An 18,642-nucleotide genomic window follows, 5' to 3' on the forward strand; every position below is an offset into this window, starting at 1 on the left:
GTGTTTGCAAATTCGTGCGCTCAAGGCTTGAGACGCGCGATTAGCGCGCCACTCGCCGCTCGAACGCGCACTCGGTTACGAGCGTTCGTTCCAGCTATCGGCGTGGATGATGTTGCCATCCTTGTACGCCCACGTGATCTTCTCGTAGCGCAACTCGATCGTTTCCAGATGGTTGTGTTTCTCGAAAGCCGGGTTCTTGATGTCGAGCATTTGCGGCTTGACGCTCACGACCTTGACGTTATCGAGTTGCGTGTTGAAGTACTCTTTTTCCTTGCCCGCGTCGTCGATCTTGTACCACTTGATCTCGACCGACTTGAGCGTCTGGCCGCTCGTCACGGCTTTGTACAGATATGGTGTCGATGCGTCCGTTTCCTTCGTGAACGTGACCGCGCTGTGCACGCGCGTGCCGGTCAGCTTGCCGGTGTTGCCATCGGTCGGGATATGAATGCCGTGGTCGAACGCGACCACTTCTACGCTGCCTTCGCGGCCCGTGACGGTAACCGAACCCTTGACGTCTGCGCCGCCATCGTCCTTGATCCACATGTATGACGGGATTGCCATGTTTATTTCCTCTCTTTAATTAAATGAACAGGCCACATTGCCCTCATGACCCTCGGGGGATACCCCGTTTTTACGATCGTCACGACAGTCGGGAACGAGCGTAATTTCCACGCGACGGTTCGCAGCGCGCCCCGCCTCGGTTTCGTTGCTGGCTTTGGGACGGGTGTCGCCGTAGCCCTGGATGGCGAACCTTGTTGGCGAGATCCCGGACGCGTCGGCGAGCCAGTCGCGCACCGATCCTGCGCGGGCTTCGGAGAGCGCCTGGTTACTTGACGCATTGCCGACGTTATCGGTGTGTCCGGCGATCAGAACGCGCTTCGATGTGTTTGCCTTGATCAACTCGACCGCGCGCACGAGCATGCGGTTCGAGCCGGGATTGAGCACGGATGAGCCGCTCTTGAAGAGCGAGAGGCTGTCGAGTTCGATCATCGATGGCGGTGGCGCCGGCGGCTGATAGCTTCCGATCAGTGCGTTGGCGAGTGGCAGCAACGGCGATCCGCGATAAAAGCCCAAACCGAGCCGCGGCGGCACGCCGTTGTTTGCGTAGGTGCTCAGTTCATCGCGATCACGCTTGACGATGCGAAGCGCATCCACGCGCGCCGCGTCCATGCTCGGCGCAATTGCGCCAAAACGCGTCATGTCCGCGCGGACGCGCTCGACGAGATTGCGGTTCTGCCAGGCCGATGACGCAGCAGCGGCGCAAAATAATGCGATCAACGCGATGAAGCCGTGTGCAAACGCGCGCGGCATCGGCCGATGCATTTGCTGGGCCGCGATACCCCGGACGAGTGGCTCCGGTAGTGCGTACCGTGCGTCTGCTTGAGACTCGCTGGGATCAGCATCAGGCAGCGCGAGTTTTGACAGTCCGGTGGCGTAGCGCGCCAGCAATGAGTTCTTCGCCGGATGTCCATCAACGGCAGTAACGCCAAATGCCAGGACGCGGACAGGACGTGTGGTGCGCTGCTCGTCGAGCAAGATTGGCAGCACCGTTGCAGTGGTCCAGCGCGTCAATACGTCGAGCCGCGCCGCGCGTCTCGCGCGCGCCTCCCTGTCTTCGGGAATTGCCCTGCCCGCATACACTGCGAGGCGTGTTGCAATCTGGCCGGATAACTGTGAAGTATCAATCTGACCCGTACCGGAAACGCCAAACCATGGACATTCGTCTGCAGTCGGCCGCAGTTCGTTCGCGTACGTTGCGACGCATACTGGCAATGGATAACCTACTGCACGGCTTGCCTCGCTGATCGCTGCGCGCCAGCGGCGCAGGCCGCCCACCAGTGTCGCCTGATCGTTGGCCGCGTCGGCGTCGATCAGGTAAGCGATCGCGTCAGGTCCTTGTCCATCACGCCAGCGTTTGAGCGCGTCCGCAAAGTGTGCGAGACGCGTTGGATCGCTTACGCGTACCCAGATTGCGGCATCGGTAACGCGCACGGCGTTTGTGGCGAATGCACCCGCGAGCGGTGCGTCGGTGGACGCGACGACGATCACGAGTGGTGTGTTGCGTTTGATATCAGCGGGTAAGCCACTGAGCGCTGCGTCGATCTTCCGCAGTACCTGCTGCGCCGCCTGAGTTCGAGCAAACGCGCGCCGCGTCGCGATCACAATACCCGCCGCCGCGCACAGCAAAACAAGTGCGCCGCCGCCGATATTCCACCCGATCGACCACGGCGAGCACAGCGTCAGCCAAGCGATCGCAAGCGCCGCGGTCCAGACGAACATCGATCGATACGGGTAACCGGCGGGCATGATCATGACGGTGCGCTCAACCTTGGAGACGCGCGATCGACGCAGCGAGCCACTGATCCAATGCCAGATACACGAGCGCCGCTGCAACAATGCTCGCGATCACCCATCCAAGCGGCGACATGTTCATGCGCCAGCGCAAAGGCTCGGTGTTCGTAAGCAGCACGGTGCCCGACGTATCGTGAGACTGACCAATGCGCTGATCAAGTGTGCGCATCAATTCGATCCGTGCGTTCGCGCCGTTGAGCGCGAACTTGCCGGTGAAACCAAGGCCGAGCACGGCATTGAAGATGCTCAACAGTACGAGCTTGGGCGTTGGTTCCTGCAACCGCCGATGAATCTTGGCGATCAACTCGTCGCCCGCATCGTTCGTGTTGAATTCCCGGACCTGAAGCGGCTCGCGTTCCCACGCATCGCGCTCATGGTCTTTCAGGTGGATCAGGGCGGCTTCGTCGAGCAACGCGCATTGCGCATAAGTCGCGTCTGCCACAACATCTGACGGATGACCCGCGGCCGTAAGTTCGCGACGCAGCGCAACGACTTGCGCCACACAATCTTTCCGGAAGTCATCGAACGTGGTTGAAGTCGCGTTGTCGGCGAGTGTAGCCACCGTGAGCGCGGTATCGCGAAACGCGTTCGGAAGGAGCACGGCCGGGTTGTTGTTCATGTCGGGAGCACCGCGTAGAGCTCAAGCGCGACATCAGGAATCGATGACGGCACGTAGAACTGGCATGCACGCGCATCGATCATTCGCTTGAACGCAGGGTGTGCGCTATCGAGTGCAAAGTAGTGGCTCTCGATACGAACCGGGATGGCCGCAGGCAACCTCGACATTGCACGCAATGGAATACCCGGCAGGGCCGAGTTCACGATTTGCTCGACATCGTCCGGCGCGCCCGCCTTGCACAAGCGCGGCAACTGTTCGAGCAGTGCGTGCGCGGGCAGCGACGATTGCACGGACAGGTAGTACTCGGCGCCGTCCGCGAGACGTTCGTCGTTGATTTTGCCGGCCCAGACGGTATGCCTCGGGCGATCAAGCACAATCGGAACGACACGCGATGGAATCACGGTGTCGAGCAGTACGCGAATCAGCGATTCGAGTTCCGCGAACACCGGCTCCGGCGCCCGATGATCGTAGGCGGGAATGGCCTGGAGGGTCTCGGTCGTGGAGAAGGTGAGCAGTGATCCAGCAAGACGGGCGAGCACGCCATAAAGACGTTCCGGATGCTGCCGGGGAGCGGCACACAGGCGCGCAAGATCCGGCCACGTGCTGTTGACGCTATGCAGCAGCCAGAAGAGCGAGACATCGGACACCGCATAATCGGCGATCTGGTCCGAGCGCTCGCGACGGCGCACCGCAAGACTCGCGCTTTTGGCGCTCAAGATATCGGACAGCCGGTTCATGCGCTCGACAAGCCGTCCATTCGCCGATAAAAACAGGCACGGTGGCACGAACGCCGAATCGAATTCGAACTGACCCTGCGTATTGCGAACGAGACGCCCGATTGCACAGGTTACGTAGTCGCCCGGTTCTTCAAAGTCGAACAGCAATGCGAGCGCATGGCGCTCGACGCTGATCTCCTCAATCCCTTCGCCGTTGATATCGGCGACGTTCATATACTCGCGCACATACCGACGGGGGCGCGCGTGACGCTCGCCTTCCTCAATGCAATTGCCGCCTTGCGCGTCGATCAATGCCAGTCCAATCGATACAACCACACTATCGATTCGAGGCGGGATATCGCTCAATTGCCGCGGCGTCGGCAAACGGTCGGCGGTTTCGGAATCAATAAACGTGCCGTCCGGCAGACGCACATCGATTGCATTGAGTTGCAAACGGTTGATTCCCAGCGCTTGCTGATCGAACACGACGCGACACAAGCCCCACGAGTCAGGGCCTGTCATGCGCGCGAGTCGTTCGGCGACAAACTGATTCCACATCGCCTGTTGCTGAAAATGCTGCGGCGTCATGAAAACACCCTTGGCCCACAGCGGTCTTGTTATCTTCATTCGTTTGGTTTGTGCGCAATGGGACACGCTGCACAGCGGGTTGCCGTGCAGCGGTACGAGCTTTTACGTTGATTAGAGTGTCGAGCTTTCCTAGCTCTTTGCCTTCGGCATTTGCGAGACGAGCGACAGATTCAGATCCATGCCCTCGATCTGAAAATGCGGCACGATAAAGAGCTTCACGCGGAAAAATCCCGGATTGTCTTCGATATCCTCGACCGTTACTTGCGCTTCACGTAACGGGTGCGATGCCTGCAGCGAATCTCCTGGATCGGTCATCTCTGTCACGAGTGTCTTGATCCAGGTATTCAATTCGAGTTCCAGAACACGCCGGTCTTTGGTGGTTCCAATGTTCTCGCGCTGGATCAGCTTCAGATAATGCGCGATACGCGACAGCAAAAAGATATACGGGAGGCGTGCGTTGACACGGCTATTCGCTGTTGCGTCTTTCGTGTCATAGATCGCAGGCTTTTGTGCGGAATGAGCCGAGAAGAAGCACGCGTGATCGTGATTCTTATAATAAGACAGCGGGATAAAACCGAGATTCGCAAATTCGAATTCCCGCGTTTCCGGAATCAGTACTTCGGTAGGGATTTTCGCTTGATTACCCGTGCCGAGGTCGTACAGGTGAATTGGCAGGTCTTGCACGAGACCACCGGCTTGCGGACCGCGAATCTGCACGCACCAGCCGTTCTTGATAAAGCTATTCACCATGTTCGCGGCGAACGCGAATGATGCGTTTGCCCAAAGATATCGATCGTGGTCCGGACCCTTGACCGCTTCCGTGTAATTGAACGCGCGCACCGGGACCGTCTCTGGACCATACGGCAGACGCGCGAGGAAGCGCGGCAACGTCAAGCCGATATAACGTGCGTCATCCGACTCGCGGAAGCTCTTCCACTTCAGGTACTCGGCGCGATCAAAGTAATTACCGATATCGCGAATGCTCGCGACGTCTTCCATGGATTCCTTGCCGAAGAACTTCGGCGCAACCGACCCAATGAACGGCATATGCGCCGCGGCAGACACCTTCGAGATATTGCGCAACAGCGCGATGTCTTGTGGGCTGCGATCGAACTCATAGTTAGAGATCACGGAACCGATCGGCTCGCCGCCTGGCGTGTCGTATTCCTGGACGTAAGTGTGAAGATACAAGCCGCTTTGAATGATCTCGGGCGTGTCTTCGAAGTCCAGCCGCAACGCATCCTTCGATACATCAAGCACCTCGATTTTGACGTTCTTGCGAAAGTCCGTGCCGTCAACGAGGAACTTCAACCCGCGCCATGCTGATTCGATTTGCTGGAACGTCTCGTTATGCATGATCGCGTCGAGTTGCGCGCTGATGCGCTGGTCGATGCTGGCCATGTGATGATCGATCAGGCTCTTGTCGAGGCGCTCAACCGTTTGCGACGAAGCCGCGATCATATCCAGGAATACGCGCAACGCTTGAGTCACACGTTCGTCTGGGGACGATTCCGAGAGCGAGTCCGGATTGTGAAAGGCGTCGACGGGGCGCGCCGAGGCGACTGGCGCCAAATCGATTTTATCGAAGAGATTCGCGTAGACGCCGTCTTTTTCAACAGCGGCCGTAGTGGAAGCAGGTTCTTCCAGGACGAGCGTTTCCGCCGCAGCCTCGTGGATGCGTGATTCATTCTTTGCCATGGTGTGACTTCTCGATAAAGCGGTTATTGGACTGACAGCGATTCAGCTACAACACGTTCTTCACGCTGAAGGCGCAGCCTGCGTGATGCCTTGCGATGGCAAGCTGCAGCCAACATTCCGGCAGCCATCGAGCAAATGAAACTGCTCGCCGATGCACGGCAATCGCCGGTCATCGCACTCATGAAATCGCTCGATTACCAAGGCAATGCAGGCGTGCATCGGGCGTCGCTCTCGGACACGCTGGTCGCGAAAGCGCAAAACATTTTCGGCAAGAAGGATGATCCGCAAGCCGCCGAAACTGCAAAGGACACGGGACCTTTATCGGCGTCCTTTGGACCTGTGCTTCGTCTTGTCGGCCATCCATCGATCGAAAAGACGGTCGGTACGCGCAAGTTGCTCTCGATGCTTGGTCTCGCCGGCCAGCGCACGCGTACGGCCGAGGGACTCGCGGGCGTGCTGCAACACGCCGTACCCGATGCAAGGATCACCGTCGCGGAATTCCATCCGGTCTGGATTCATCTGACCGAATTCGAGCCGACCGCATTAGGCGAGAACTGCGTGCTCGGACGCGGTTTCTACGATCGCGGCAATTGCGTGCGCGTGGTCATCACACCCATAACGTGTGAGTCGGTGTTAGGCCTTACGCCTGGCCGCCAACTTCACGGTGAAATCATGGCGCTGCTGCGGTTTTACCTCGGGTACGAAGCAAATGCACATCTGGAGATGCACGTCTCTCCAGAGTTGATGCCGAGGGCGGATATCGCTTCAGACCAGGTTCGTCTTGGATACACAAGCCAGTTGGAGCAACTCGAGCGCCCGTACAAAACAGGCGTCATCACGCGTGTGCAACTCGGCACATGGAATGGCCAAAGCGAAAACACGGAACACCGCAATGAGCAATAAAATCAACCGCTGCGCGATCTTGTCTGCCGCGCTGTGCACCAGCCTGCTCGTCACCAGCTGCGGCATCGCCCAGTCTGTGAAAACCGGGACCGTGGACGCAGCGAAGTGGGCATTCACCACCCAGGTCAAGGCGATGAACCTCGACCTCATAAGCCGGTCGTCGTTGAATACGAACGGCGCGGGACAATCATTGTCTACAGTGCTCCGCGTCTATCAGTTGAAGACGCCACAGGCGTTTGAGCAACTCGATTATGCGCAGCTACAAAGCAATGATCTGGACGCTCTGAAACCCGACCTCTTGACCACAACGGACGTCGTGCTTCGGCCGAATGCAAACGCGAGCATCAGCGAACCGATGAGTGACGATACGGAGTATGTTGCGATCGTGGCGTTCTTCCGGGAGGACAATCAACGAGCAACTTGGCGGATGGTGCTGCCACGTAAGCAGTGGAAGCAGAGTGATCCTGTTCGCATCGAGGTGAAGGACAGTTCGATGGCGCTTATCGGCAAGGGGCCGCAGGCGGTCAAGCAACAGGCGACGGTGCGCAGTACACCTCGTCCAGCGCTCGACCCGCAGCCGACTAAAACGGTCGTGACGGCACAAGGCACGGTACCGAAGCTAGCAGGAAAGCTTACCTCTTCACTTGACGACTGGACGCGGCCAGTCGACTAGCATCTCACGAGCCGAATCAAGACGGCGTTCTCAGCGCCGTCCAGCCGCTCAAAAAATCAAAAATAATGGCAGACGTAATCTAGCGTCTCGATCACTTCAATATCGAAACTGGTATTAGCCGGCACCGCGATCGATTCACCCGGACCGTACTCGCGCCATTGTTCCTCGCCGGGATTTCGCACGCGGCAGCGGCCTGCGGTGACATCGATTTGCTCGGCGGCTTGTGTCGAGAACGTCAGCGATGCGGGGAATATGACCCCTAGCGTCTTGCGCGTTCCGTTGCCAAGCAGGACGGTATGCGATACACATTTTCCATCGAAGTAAATGTTCGCGCGCTTGATGATCGACGCGTTGTCGAATTGCGTATTGGTCGTGTCCGATGCCATTCGTGAAGTCCCTTGTTCCGGTTGATGTATCCGCGGCATTTTAACCGGGCTGCGTGGCCACGCCATTCAAACGGGAAAACTCGTCGTCGACAAGATCTCCTTGAGCACCATGAAACTGCGCACCTGCCGCACACCCGGCAGATAAAGCAATTGCTCGGCATGCAGCTTGTTGAAGCTCTCGCTGTCGCGCGTACGGATAAGCATGAAGTAATCGAACTCGCCTGTCACGACATGACATTCCATGCAACCCGACACTTTTTGCGCGGCCTTTTCGAAGGCGGCGAAGGACTCGGGCGTCGATCGATCCAGCACCACGCCAATCATTACCAGCATGCCGGCGTTGAGTTTCTTTGGCGCAAGCAATGCAACGATCCCGCTGATAAATCCCGCCTGCTTCAATCTCTCGACGCGACGCAAGCACGCCGGCGCACTGAGATTGACCTTCGCGGCAAGCGCCACGTTGGAGATGGAAGCATCGCGCTGCAATTGCCGAAGGATAGCGCGGTCAACGCGATCGACCTCGGCGCCTTGAGAATCAGGCGTCTTGACGCTTCCCCGCGATATAGCACGAACTTTTGTTGCGTTCATCGGCGACTACCCACACGTTAATTAGGCCAAGAGCTAGATTAACCCTCGCTAATAACGATAAGTCATTTTTCTTTGCAATACGGCTCGCAGCGAATTTTTTTACCATATTCGTATCGACGCAAATGGTTGCGGCGACCTGGCTGATCACCGGAGCGAGACATGAATCTGAAGAAATTTCCGCGGCATGCACTGACGTTTGGCCCCACGCCAATCCAGCCGCTCAAGCGTTTATCGGAACATCTGGGCGGGAAAGTCGAACTGTATGCGAAGCGCGAGGACTGCAACAGCGGACTGGCATTCGGCGGCAATAAAACCCGCAAGCTCGAATATCTGATTCCCGAGGCGATTGCGCAGGGCTGCGATACGCTGGTGTCCATCGGCGGAATTCAGTCGAACCAGACGCGCCAGGTCGCCGCCGTCGCCGCGCATCTGGGCATGAAATGCGTGCTCGTGCAGGAGAACTGGGTCAACTATTCGGACGCGGTGTATGACCGTGTCGGTAATATCCAGATGTCGCGCATCATGGGCGCCGATGTCAGGCTCGTGGCGGATGGCTTTGATATCGGTTTCCGCAAGAGCTGGGAGGACGCGCTGGAAAGCGTCAGGCAGGCAGGCGGCAAACCTTACGCGATTCCTGCGGGCTGCTCGGATCATCCGCTTGGCGGGCTGGGATTCGTTGGCTTTGCGGAGGAAGTGCGGCGGCAGGAAGCGGAACTTGGCTTCAAGTTCGATTACATCGTGGTGTGCTCGGTGACGGGCAGCACGCAAGCGGGCATGGTGGTGGGGTTTGCAGCGGATGGACGCGCGGATCGGGTGATCGGTATCGATGCATCGGCGAAACCTGAGAAAACCCGCGAGCAGATCCACCGGATTGCGCGGCAAACGGCGGAGCAGGTTGAACTCGGGCAGGACATCAAAGCGAGCGATATCGTGCTGGACGAGCGTTACGGCGGCCCCGAATATGGTCTGCCAAATGAAGGCACGCTCGATGCAATCCGCCTTTGCGCAAAGCTGGAAGGCGTGCTGACCGATCCGGTCTACGAAGGCAAGTCGATGCACGGCATGATGGACAAGGTAAAACGCGGGGAATTTCCGGCGGGATCGAAGGTGCTTTATGCGCATTTAGGCGGCGTACCGGCGCTTAACGCTTACAGCTTCATCTTTCGCGAGGGATAAAGAAAAGGGCAAGGGAATAAGCCTGCCGCTCCATTCGTTGAATAATCAGCGCTTAGCCGCCGACAGGGTCCTTACAGGGACTTTTCGGCGGCTAAGCGCTTTGATCTACCGATGGAATAGATCTGAACCTTGAGGTGTTGTATCGAAAGCAGCCAGGAGAAACCAGACGGTAACGGCCGCAACCACTCCACACTTACGGGCTCCACCCATGTTCAACTTGCTCATTTCCCTCCGTCGTCTTGTTGCATCCGGGACCCCGGTGCCTGCCGGCGCGGCTTTGTCGAAGCATTCAAGCGGGGATGTCATGTCAATTCTGTCCAGTCGTTCCATTCGTACAGCCGCGTTGTTTGTGTCAGCGATCGCGACGTGTTCTAGCGCATTCGCCGCGGCATCCATCGACCCGCCGCAAGCGGAACAGGTCATGTCCACGACCGCTTCCGGCGTACAGGTCTATTCATGCGAATACGATGCGCAGCATCACCTGGCGTGGGTATTCAAGAGTCCGCTTGCAACGCTTTACGATATCAGCGGGCAAGCCGTGATCAAGCATGCGGCCGGACCGTCATGGCAAGCGGACGATGGCAGCCGTATAGTCGGCCACGTGCTTGCGCAAACGCCCAGCGCAACCGCTGAAAGCATCCCGCAGTTGCTGCTGGAAACACACAGCGCGGGCGCGAGCGGTACGCTGTCCAATATCCGCTATGTTCAACGCATCAATACCGTCGGCGGTCTGATGCCCGCGGCCGCGTGTACAGCGGAACACCAGACGGGCAGTTCTCCGTATATCGCGAACTACGCTTTCTACAAATAGCATGACAAGGACGACCATGATGCAGTCCAGATTCTTATCGAGCTTTCACACAATTCGCGCGGGACTGCTGGTGGCGGGATTGATCTCGTTGTCCGCTTGCACGGCGCTCAGCGTGGTGACGCATTCCGTGTCGCCGAATGAAACCAGCGTTCCAGCGGGGCGCTACAAGCTCGACGAGCATCACTGGAACGTCAGCTTCGACGTGGACCACTTCAAGTATTCGCGCTTTGTGATGCGCTTCGATAAAGCCGATGCGCAACTGAACTGGAACGCGGGCGGTATGGAACAAAGCACGGTGGAGGCGACTATCGATGCAAACAGCCTGGACACAAATGTCCCCATTCTCAACAAGATGATCAAGGGCAATGACGTGCTGAACGTGGATACGTACCCGACCATGCATTTCGTCAGTACGCAGTTCAAGCGCACGGGGGATCAAAAGGGCGAGCTGACCGGCGACCTCACCATTCGTGGCACGACGCGGCCAGTGACGCTGGCGGTCACGTTCAACGGTCATGCCAAAGACCCGCTGACGAAAAAGGAAACCCTCGGTTTCTCCGCCGATGGTCACTTCAGTCGCGCTCAATTCGGGTTATCGACATGGTATCCGGCTGTGGGCGACGACGTACATGTCGCGATTCAGGCGGAGTTCGATGCGGACGGGCAGTAAGCAGCGCCTCAATGAGCAGATTGCGGTCATCTAAAGTGCGCGTGATTTTGAAGCGCGCTTTTTTTTGCATCAATTGGTTAGGTATCCGATGTTCATTGCCAATTGCCAAAGCTGTTTGATACCGCATCGCGCGTAAATACCTGCTTTGACCTCCGGCAGGAACCTCTGTTTCATTCAGAAACATTTTCGATGTGCGGCCTGCAAAAACAATTCGGAATAAACCACGCTTCAAGATGTTTTGTTAGTTAAGAGACGCGTTGATCGACGTCTGAATGAGTTACTTAACCGAGCTGTTCTGAAGTTCCGACATGACACCTGAATTCATCACGCATATCGAGTGGGCTGCTTGGCTCGAAGACGTCTCCACAGAACTCGCATGCGGCGCCGATCTTGAATACGACCCCTCGTTCCGGTTGCTGGAAGAAGCGGTCAACGGAAAGCCTGAAGCGGAGTATGGCAAGACCGTGGTCGCGGCCGTGCCGCCCGACTGGAGTGCAGCAAATACGTTGTGCGTCGAGTTGATGTCGCGCAGCCGCGACTTGAGAGTCGTCGCGTTCTTGTCGCGGGCGTGTCTCGCCATTGAAGGCGTCGCTGGATTGACCGATGGACTCGCGCTCGCGGATGGCCTGCTGGAACGTCATTGGAATGACGTACATCCGCAACTCGACACGAACGACGGCAGCGACCCGACGGCACGCATCAATGCGCTCGCCGCTTTTGTGGATACATCGGGCGTGCTTGGACAACTACTCGATACGCCATTGTTGCCGCAGCTTCCATCGCAAACGTTGCCGCTCACGTTGCGCGAATGGTTCTATGCCAATGGCGATATGCCCCTGCCAGCCGCCCGCGCCGTGATGAGCCTCGCGGAAATCGAAGCGGCGATAGCAGCCTCGGTCGATCGCGCGGTATCGCTGAAAGCTGCATTCAGCGCGGCGTTGGCGTACGCGGAACGGATTGAGGTCGTGCTGACGGAACGCGTCGGCATGGCGCAAGCGCTGGACCTCGCTGCGTTGAAGACGCCGTTGCGAAGAGGTGAAACGCTCATTGGCGATTGCCTGAAAAAACTGGGCGTCGGCAAAACGCCGGAACCGGACGCGCACACAACCGCGCAAGCGTCGGTCACGACCAATATCCCTGCGCCGGGAACAAACCAGCTTGCCACTCGCGCGGATGTCATCGCGACCCTAGACCGGCTTTGCGACTACTACGCACGCCACGAACCCTCGAGTCCAGTGCCGCTGTTGTTGCATCGTGCACGTGGACTTGTCGACAAGTCCTTCGTCGACTTGCTGAAAGACCTTGCACCCGAAGGGCTGGCTCAACTGATCAGCGTAGTTGGAACGGCCGGCATGTCGGCACCCGAATAGCTCGTTCGATTCATTCACCGGAGAACAGGAAGATGGCCAAGGAAAGCAGTCAGAAATTCATCGCACGCAATCGTGCGCCGCGCGTGCAGATCGAGTACGACGTCGAGGTTTACGGCTCGGAAAAGAAGGTGAATCTGCCCTTCGTCATGGGCGTGTTATCGGATCTCTCGGGAACGCCTGAAGAATCGCTGCAGCCGGTGGCGGATCGCAAGTTCCTCGAAATCGACATCGATAACTTCGACGAACGCCTGCGCTCCATGAAGCCACGCGTTGCCATGCAGGTCGAGAACACGCTGACGGGCAACGGCAAGATGGGCGTGGACATGACGTTTGAAAGCATGGACGACTTCTCCCCGGCGGCGATTGCACGCAAGGTCGAGCCGCTAGCGAAATTGCTCGAAGCACGCAGCCAGTTGCAGAACCTGTTGACCTACATGGACGGCAAGACCGACGCGGAGAAGCTGGTCGGCAAGCTGCTGGAAGATCCAGCCCTGCTGAGCGCGCTGGCTTCCGCACCCAAGCCGCAAGCGTGATCCTGCACGCCTGAATCCCTATCAACCAGCAAGCCAAGAGGACCAATCATGGCAGATGCCAGCGACAACATGCAGCAGCAAACGACCAGCACGCATGAAACTCCGACCACCGAGGCGGATGCATCCGGCGAGTTCGGACGTCTCTTGCAAAAGGCGTTCAAGCCACGCACCGACAAAGCCAAGGAAGCCGTGGAAAGCGCGGTACGCACGCTCGCGGAACAGGTGCTGCAAGACACGCATCTCGTCTCCGAAGACGCGCTTGCGACCATTGAATCGCTGATTGCGAAGATCGATGAAAAGCTCAGCGCTCAAGTGAACGTGATCCTGCACACCGAGCAATTCCAGCAACTCGAAAGCGCGTGGCGCGGCCTGCATTATCTCGTGACCAACACGGAAAGCGATGAGACGCTGAAGCTGCGCGTGCTCAATATCTCGAAGAACGATTTGCATCGCTCGTTGCGTAAATACAAGGGCGTCGCGTGGGATCAAAGCCCGCTCTTCAAGAAGCTCTATGAAGAAGAATACGGCCAGTTCGGCGGCGAACCTTACGGCGCACTGGTTGCGGACTACTACTTCGACAACAGTGGTCCGGACGTCGATTTCCTGACGCAGATGGGCAAGATTTCAGCGGCCGCGCACGCGCCGTTTATCGCAGGCGCCGATCCTGCCGTGATGCTGATGGACTCGTGGCAGGAGCTTGCCAACCCACGCGACCTGACCAAGATTTTCCAGACGCCGGAACACGCCGCATGGCGTTCGCTGCGTGACTCGGATGATTCGCGCTACATCGGTCTCGCGATGCCGCGCTTCCTTGCGCGCACGCCTTATGGCGCGAAGACGAGCCCAGTCGAGGAGTTCGACTTCGAAGAAGACACGGCCGGCGCGGATGCATCGAAATACGCATGGGCAAACGCGGCCTACGCAATGGCGGTGAACATCAACCGCTCGTTCAAGACGTATGGCTGGTGCTCGCGAATCCGCGGTATCGAGTCGGGCGGCGCGGTGGAGAACCTGCCGGTTCATGCATTTCCCACCGATGACGGCGGCGTCGACATGAAATGCCCGACGGAGATCGCGATCAGCGATCGTCGTGAGGCGGAACTAGCGAAGAACGGTTTCATGCCGCTCGTGCACAAGAAGAACTCGGATTTTGCTGCGTTCATTGGAGCGCAATCGCTGAACAAGCCGGTCGAATACGAAGATCCGGATGCAACCGCCAACGCGAATCTCGCAGCGCGCTTGCCGTACCTGTTCGCTTGCAGCCGCTTTGCGCATTACCTGAAATGTATTGCCCGCGACAAGGTGGGCAGCTTCAAGGAGAAGGACGATATGCAGCGCTGGCTGCAGGACTGGATCCTTCAATACGTGGATGGAGACCCCGAGAATTCGTCGGAGCTGACGAAGGCACGCAGGCCGCTCGCTGCAGCCGAAGTGGTAGTGGAAGAAGTCGAAGGCAACCCGGGCTACTACACATCGAAGTTCTTCCTGCGTCCGCACTACCAACTCGAAGGTCTGACGGTTTCGTTGCGTCTGGTGTCGAAGCTGCCTTCAGCAAAAGCCGCGTAACTCTTTTTAGTCACCGGGCTTGGTCCGAACGTTTGTTTAATCGCAATCCTCTATTTAGGATAACAAATCATGGCAGTCGATATTTTCTTGGATCTCGGTACAGTCAAGGGCGAATCGCTGGATTCAGTGCATAAGGACGAGATCGATATTCTCTCGTGGAGCTGGGGCCTGAGCCAGTCCGGGACCATGCACCTCGGTACCGGCGGTGGCGGCGGCAAGGTCGCGGTCCACGACCTGTCGGTCACCAAATATACCGACCGCTCGACGCCTTCCATTGTCACCGCTTGCACGACCGGCAAGCACTATCCGACCGGCAAGCTGACCGTGCGCAAGGCCGGCGGAACCAAGCCGCTCGAGTACTACATCATCGAACTGGAAAAAGTGCTCGTCACCAACTATTCAACGGGTGGCTCGGACGGCGAAGACCGGTTCACCGAGACCGTCACGCTCAACTTCGAAAAATTCCACGTGAGCTACCAGCAGCAAGATCCGACGTCCGGCTCGGCACTCGGCGGCGTAGTCGAAAGCAAGTGGAACATCCCCGCTAACGCGGAAGCGTGATCGTGACGAAGCCGCCGACGATCGCGCGCAACGCAGGGCGCATCCAGCCCTCGCTGCTCGAACGCCTGACCGATCACGACCGCGATGCGACCCGCGAGGTACGTGAGCAACGCGCGAGTTCTGCGCGGGCGTTGCGGCAGAGCGTGATGCGCGATCTCGGATGGCTCCTGAATGCGCAAGGGCTTTCTGCGTCGCAGGACATTGAACGGTTTCCGCATGTCGCGGATTCAGTGCTCAATTTCGGATTCTCCGACCTTGCGGGAAAGAGTGCGTCGAATGTGGACATTGTGCAGATCGAGCGTCTGATGGCCGACACCATCCGTGCGTTCGAACCGCGAATTCTCCCCGGCACGCTGCGCGTGCGTGCCGTGCAGTCAGGTGAGACGACCGGCGAGCATAACGCCATGGCGTTCATCGTGGAGGGGGATCTGCATGCGCACCCTGTCCCGGAACGTCTCTATTTGCGCACCGAACTCGACCTGGAAGCAGGGACGGTCAACTTATCCGAGCAAGCCGGTGCGAACTGAACCGCGTCATAACCGACCCCGACCATGAATCCAAAACTGATCGAGTATTACAGCCAGGAACTTCAGCACGTCCGCGAGATGGGCGGGGAATTCGCGAAGGAATTTCCGAAGGTCGCGGGACGCCTCGGGCTTGAAAGTTTCGAATGCGCAGATCCATATGTTGAGCGCTTGCTGGAAGGCTTCAGCTTCCTCTCGGCGCGCGTGCAGATGAAGATCGACGCCGAGTTTCCACGCTTCACGCAGCATCTTGCAGAGCTTGTCTATCCGCACTATCTCGCGCCGACGCCGGCGATGACGATCGTGGAAGTGCAGCCTGACATGACACATCCGTCACTCGCCGATGGCGTTCAGGTCCCTCGCGGAACGGCCTTGCACGGGCGGCTCGATGGCGAAAGTTCCACGCGCTGTGAATTCCGTACCTCGCATGCAATGACGATGTGGCCCATCGAATTGATTGAAGCGCGTTTGTTCACGCATACAGGCACGCTCGCGGGCGTTGACGTAGCGTTGCCGCGCGGCGTGAAAGCGGGATTGCGCCTGCGTTTGCGTGCGCTGAACAATCAAAAAATCAGCGATATTTCGCTCGATAACCTGCCGCTTTATTTGCGCGGCGGAGAGGGTTTGCCAGCGCGTTTATATGAGTTGTTGCTTGGGTCAACGCTTGGCGTAGTTGTTGAAGGCAAGCTGTTTCCTGTATCGTCCATTCGACCGCTCGGCTTCTCCGACGACGAAGCCTTGCTTCCAGTGAGCGGCCGGTCGTTTCCCGGGTATCGCTTGCTGCAAGAGTATTTCGCGTTTTCACCGCGCTTCATGTTTGTTTCCGTCGATGGACTCAAACCTAGCATGGCCCGTTGCGACAGTGACGAAATCGAATTGATCGTGTTGCTCTCGCGAGTGGATCAGGCGCTCGAACAACTCATCGATGCATCGCACTTTGCCCTGCACTGCACGCCGTGCATCAACCTGTTTCCGCGGCGCACCGACCGCATTGCGGTGACCGGCGAACAGTTCGAGCATCACGTTGTGGTGGATCGCACGCGGCCGATGGACTTCGAGGTGTATCAGATTCAAGGCGTGACCGGATATCGCGCGGGCGGCGGCGCTGAATTGCCGTTCCAGCCGTTTTATCGTGTGCGCGACATGGGTATTCACGACTCGGGCGATGGTGCGTTTTACCAGGTGCGCCGTGAGAAACGACTGCCTTCATCGCGACAAACCGAACGCGGCGTGCGCTCGAATTACCTTGGCAGCGAGACGTTCATCGCTTTGGTCGATACATCCGACGCGCCATACCCGGGCGAACTCCATCAACTTGGGCTAAGCGTCTTGTGCACCAATCGCGACCTGACGCTGACCATGCCGCTCGGCGATACGGCGACCGATTTCACCGTCGACCTGGAAGTGCCTGTGCTCAGCGCGCGTTGCATCGGCGGCCCTAGCCGGCCTTTGCCGTCATATGCAGAGGGTCCGGTTGCATGGCGGCTTCTGAGCCACTTGTCCTTGAACTATGCGTCGCTTGTGGACAGCAACGACGGTCAGGGTGCGCAAGCCATGCGCGATCTGCTCGGCCTCTATGCGCCCGCTGGCGACGGCGCGGCGGCGAGACAGGTCGACGGTCTTCGTTCCATCGATACACAGCCTGTGACGCGTCGCTTGCCGTCGCGCGGACCGATCGTATTCGGCCGAGGCCTGGAGATCAACCTGCTGATCGATGAAACCGGCTTCGAAGGCGCAAGCGCGTTTCTCTTTGGCGCGGTGCTCGCGCGCTTCTTCACTCAATATGTATCGCTGAATTCGTTCACCGAGACGGTGGTCACGAGCGCAACGCGCGGCGAAATCATGCGCTGGGCGCCGGGGAGTGGGTTATGCAAAACGCTGTGACCATCCTCGACCGGCTTTCCGCCGATGCAAAAAGCTTCGACTTTTTCCAGGCCGTACGCTTGCTCGAATGCGCGTATCCCGGCTTGCCGCGAGTGGGTTCATCGTTGCGGCCGCGTGACGATGCCGTGCGATTCGGTCAGGAACCGGACCTCATCTTCTTTCCGACCACGTTGCGCAGTTTCAGCTTGAACGGTGAGGATAAGAAAGCGCCGAAGCTGGTCGTGAATTTCTTCGGCCTGCTGGGACCGAATGGCCCGATGCCCACGCACCTCACCGAATACATCCGTGACCGCACGCGTAACGCCAACGACCCGACCTTTGCGCGGTTTCTCGATGTGTTCCATCACCGCATGACGTCGCTGTTTTATCGATCATGGGCGGTGGCGCAGCCGACAGTGAGCCTTGACCGCAACAACGGTGATCGTTTTTCCGCATATGTCGGCAGCACCTTCGGGCTCGGCGAACCGGCGCTGCGCAATCGCGACAGCATTCCTGACTTCGCAAAGCTTCACTTTGCCGGCGTACTCAGCGGTCCGACCCGTCACGCCGCCGGATTGCGTCTTGTGTTGATGCGCTTCTTCAACGTCCCGGTGAAAGTGAAGGAGAACGTCGGTCACTGGATCGACTTGCCGGCGCGTTCGCTGAGCCGTTTGGGCGCCGCCGATGAAAGCGGCCGCCTCGGCCTCGGCACCATGCTTGGGGGCCGAGCGTGGGACCGGCAGCACAAGTTCCGCGTTGCGCTGGGTCCGCTTTCGATGACCGACTATCAGCGATTCCTGCCCGGCGGCGCGAGCCTCGTGCGTCTTGCGGACTGGATCCGCAACTACGTGCGCGATCCGCTCGAATGGGATTTGAACCTGCAATTGCAGCGCGCAGAAGTACCCCGTCTTGCTCTCGGGCGGCTACAGCGTCTTGGTTACACAACATGGTTGTTAACACGTCCGGCTGCGTCCGACGCCACGCAACTCCTACTCAAACCGCTCGGCCGAAACGGCCGCGTCAAGACTCTCGCACAGGAATAACC

Annotated in this window: 19 protein-coding genes; 12 read left to right on the forward strand and 7 right to left on the reverse strand. The window is 58.4% G+C overall.

Annotation, left to right across the window (positions count from 1 at the left end):
* Positions 1-75: 75 nt before the first annotated feature.
* The 5 genes from AX768_RS17150 to tssC (AX768_RS17170) all read right to left on the reverse strand — a co-directional run bounded on the left by AX768_RS17150 (position 76) and on the right by tssC (AX768_RS17170) (position 5,973).
* Positions 76-561, reverse strand: coding sequence for an Hcp family type VI secretion system effector (locus AX768_RS17150; protein WP_062001334.1), 486 nt, complete (start codon positions 559-561; stop codon positions 76-78).
* Between the two features lie 15 nt (positions 562-576).
* Positions 577-2,313 carry an OmpA family protein gene (locus AX768_RS17155; RefSeq protein WP_155524270.1) on the reverse strand — a complete coding sequence of 579 codons (1,737 nt, stop codon included), beginning with the start codon at positions 2,311-2,313 and terminating at the stop codon, positions 577-579.
* A gap of 10 nt (positions 2,314-2,323) precedes the next feature.
* Positions 2,324-2,971, reverse strand: coding sequence for a DotU/TssL family secretion system protein (locus AX768_RS17160; RefSeq protein WP_062001335.1), 648 nt, complete (start codon positions 2,969-2,971; stop codon positions 2,324-2,326).
* A complete protein-coding gene (gene tssK, locus AX768_RS17165) occupies positions 2,968-4,314 on the reverse strand; it encodes a type VI secretion system baseplate subunit TssK (RefSeq protein WP_082778907.1) in 1,347 nt (448 codons plus the stop codon). Before tssK ends, AX768_RS17160 begins: the two co-directional genes overlap by 4 nt.
* 90 nt (positions 4,315-4,404) lie before the next feature.
* Complete coding sequence (tssC, locus tag AX768_RS17170; protein ID WP_062001336.1) at positions 4,405-5,973, reverse strand: type VI secretion system contractile sheath large subunit; 1,569 nt, start codon at positions 5,971-5,973, stop codon at positions 4,405-4,407.
* Positions 5,974-6,108: 135 nt separating this feature from the next.
* Between tssC (AX768_RS17170) and AX768_RS17175 the strand changes: the two genes are divergently transcribed.
* Together AX768_RS17175 and tssJ are read left to right on the forward strand one after the other, a co-directional pair.
* Complete coding sequence (locus AX768_RS17175; protein ID WP_082779010.1) at positions 6,109-6,876, forward strand: type VI secretion system baseplate subunit TssG; 768 nt, start codon at positions 6,109-6,111, stop codon at positions 6,874-6,876.
* Positions 6,866-7,549: a type VI secretion system lipoprotein TssJ gene (tssJ, locus tag AX768_RS17180; RefSeq protein WP_082779009.1), complete on the forward strand. Its 684-nt coding sequence runs from the start codon at positions 6,866-6,868 to the stop codon at positions 7,547-7,549. The genes AX768_RS17175 and tssJ overlap by 11 nt, the downstream gene beginning before the upstream one ends.
* Before the next feature lie 56 nt (positions 7,550-7,605).
* On the opposite strand, the gene ppnP is transcribed toward tssJ, so the two are convergent.
* Positions 7,606-7,935 carry a pyrimidine/purine nucleoside phosphorylase gene (gene ppnP, locus AX768_RS17185; RefSeq protein WP_062001337.1) on the reverse strand — a complete coding sequence of 110 codons (330 nt, stop codon included), beginning with the start codon at positions 7,933-7,935 and terminating at the stop codon, positions 7,606-7,608.
* A gap of 66 nt (positions 7,936-8,001) precedes the next feature.
* On the reverse strand, positions 8,002-8,523 hold the full coding sequence (locus AX768_RS17190) for an Lrp/AsnC family transcriptional regulator (protein WP_062001338.1): 522 nt from the start codon (positions 8,521-8,523) through the stop codon (positions 8,002-8,004).
* Between the two features lie 159 nt (positions 8,524-8,682).
* On the opposite strand from AX768_RS17190, the gene AX768_RS17195 reads away from it, so the two are divergent.
* From AX768_RS17195 to tssG, 10 genes are all read left to right on the forward strand, one after another.
* Complete coding sequence (locus tag AX768_RS17195) at positions 8,683-9,699, forward strand: 1-aminocyclopropane-1-carboxylate deaminase (protein ID WP_062001339.1); 1,017 nt, start codon at positions 8,683-8,685, stop codon at positions 9,697-9,699.
* 349 nt (positions 9,700-10,048) lie between these two features.
* Positions 10,049-10,510, forward strand: a complete 462-nt coding sequence (locus AX768_RS17200) for a DUF3455 domain-containing protein (protein WP_442857266.1) — start codon at positions 10,049-10,051, stop codon at positions 10,508-10,510.
* Between the two features lie 16 nt (positions 10,511-10,526).
* Positions 10,527-11,180, forward strand: coding sequence for a YceI family protein (locus tag AX768_RS17205; protein WP_062002291.1), 654 nt, complete (start codon positions 10,527-10,529; stop codon positions 11,178-11,180).
* A 308-nt stretch (positions 11,181-11,488) separates the two neighbouring features.
* Positions 11,489-12,550, forward strand: a complete 1,062-nt coding sequence (gene tssA / locus AX768_RS17210) for a type VI secretion system protein TssA (RefSeq protein ID WP_062001341.1) — start codon at positions 11,489-11,491, stop codon at positions 12,548-12,550.
* A gap of 32 nt (positions 12,551-12,582) precedes the next feature.
* Positions 12,583-13,083: a type VI secretion system contractile sheath small subunit gene (gene tssB, locus AX768_RS17215; RefSeq protein WP_062001342.1), complete on the forward strand. Its 501-nt coding sequence runs from the start codon at positions 12,583-12,585 to the stop codon at positions 13,081-13,083.
* 69 nt (positions 13,084-13,152) lie between these two features.
* Positions 13,153-14,649: a type VI secretion system contractile sheath large subunit gene (gene tssC, locus AX768_RS17220; RefSeq protein WP_062002292.1), complete on the forward strand. Its 1,497-nt coding sequence runs from the start codon at positions 13,153-13,155 to the stop codon at positions 14,647-14,649.
* Positions 14,650-14,718: 69 nt separating this feature from the next.
* Complete coding sequence (locus AX768_RS17225; protein ID WP_062001343.1) at positions 14,719-15,210, forward strand: Hcp family type VI secretion system effector; 492 nt, start codon at positions 14,719-14,721, stop codon at positions 15,208-15,210.
* 2 nt (positions 15,211-15,212) lie between these two features.
* Positions 15,213-15,737: a type VI secretion system baseplate subunit TssE gene (tssE, locus tag AX768_RS17230; RefSeq protein ID WP_082779011.1), complete on the forward strand. Its 525-nt coding sequence runs from the start codon at positions 15,213-15,215 to the stop codon at positions 15,735-15,737.
* Between the two features lie 24 nt (positions 15,738-15,761).
* On the forward strand, positions 15,762-17,618 hold the full coding sequence (gene tssF, locus AX768_RS17235; protein ID WP_062001344.1) for a type VI secretion system baseplate subunit TssF: 1,857 nt from the start codon (positions 15,762-15,764) through the stop codon (positions 17,616-17,618).
* Positions 17,603-18,640, forward strand: coding sequence for a type VI secretion system baseplate subunit TssG (gene tssG / locus AX768_RS17240; RefSeq protein ID WP_062001345.1), 1,038 nt, complete (start codon positions 17,603-17,605; stop codon positions 18,638-18,640). The genes tssF and tssG overlap by 16 nt, the downstream gene beginning before the upstream one ends.
* Positions 18,641-18,642 lie beyond the last annotated feature (2 nt).

This window comes from Burkholderia sp. PAMC 28687 (assembly GCF_001577465.1).
Classification (GTDB): Bacteria; Pseudomonadota; Gammaproteobacteria; order Burkholderiales; family Burkholderiaceae; genus Caballeronia.

Coding starts and splice junctions, on each gene's coding strand:
- AX768_RS17155 (WP_155524270.1), bottom strand. CDS start 2,313: ATGATCATGCCCGCCGGTTACCCGTATCGATCGATGTTCGTCTGGACC.
- tssF (WP_062001344.1), top strand. CDS start 15,762: ATGAATCCAAAACTGATCGAGTATTACAGCCAGGAACTTCAGCACGTC.
- ppnP (WP_062001337.1), bottom strand. CDS start 7,935: ATGGCATCGGACACGACCAATACGCAATTCGACAACGCGTCGATCATC.
- AX768_RS17175 (WP_082779010.1), top strand. CDS start 6,109: ATGAAACTGCTCGCCGATGCACGGCAATCGCCGGTCATCGCACTCATG.
- tssA (WP_062001341.1), top strand. CDS start 11,489: ATGACACCTGAATTCATCACGCATATCGAGTGGGCTGCTTGGCTCGAA.
- tssG (WP_062001345.1), top strand. CDS start 17,603: ATGCAAAACGCTGTGACCATCCTCGACCGGCTTTCCGCCGATGCAAAA.
- AX768_RS17205 (WP_062002291.1), top strand. CDS start 10,527: ATGATGCAGTCCAGATTCTTATCGAGCTTTCACACAATTCGCGCGGGA.
- tssC (WP_062001336.1), bottom strand. CDS start 5,973: ATGGCAAAGAATGAATCACGCATCCACGAGGCTGCGGCGGAAACGCTC.
- tssC (WP_062002292.1), top strand. CDS start 13,153: ATGCAGCAGCAAACGACCAGCACGCATGAAACTCCGACCACCGAGGCG.
- AX768_RS17225 (WP_062001343.1), top strand. CDS start 14,719: ATGGCAGTCGATATTTTCTTGGATCTCGGTACAGTCAAGGGCGAATCG.
- tssJ (WP_082779009.1), top strand. CDS start 6,866: ATGAGCAATAAAATCAACCGCTGCGCGATCTTGTCTGCCGCGCTGTGC.
- AX768_RS17190 (WP_062001338.1), bottom strand. CDS start 8,523: ATGAACGCAACAAAAGTTCGTGCTATATCGCGGGGAAGCGTCAAGACG.
- AX768_RS17195 (WP_062001339.1), top strand. CDS start 8,683: ATGAATCTGAAGAAATTTCCGCGGCATGCACTGACGTTTGGCCCCACG.
- tssK (WP_082778907.1), bottom strand. CDS start 4,314: ATGAAGATAACAAGACCGCTGTGGGCCAAGGGTGTTTTCATGACGCCG.
- tssB (WP_062001342.1), top strand. CDS start 12,583: ATGGCCAAGGAAAGCAGTCAGAAATTCATCGCACGCAATCGTGCGCCG.
- AX768_RS17150 (WP_062001334.1), bottom strand. CDS start 561: ATGGCAATCCCGTCATACATGTGGATCAAGGACGATGGCGGCGCAGAC.
- AX768_RS17160 (WP_062001335.1), bottom strand. CDS start 2,971: ATGAACAACAACCCGGCCGTGCTCCTTCCGAACGCGTTTCGCGATACC.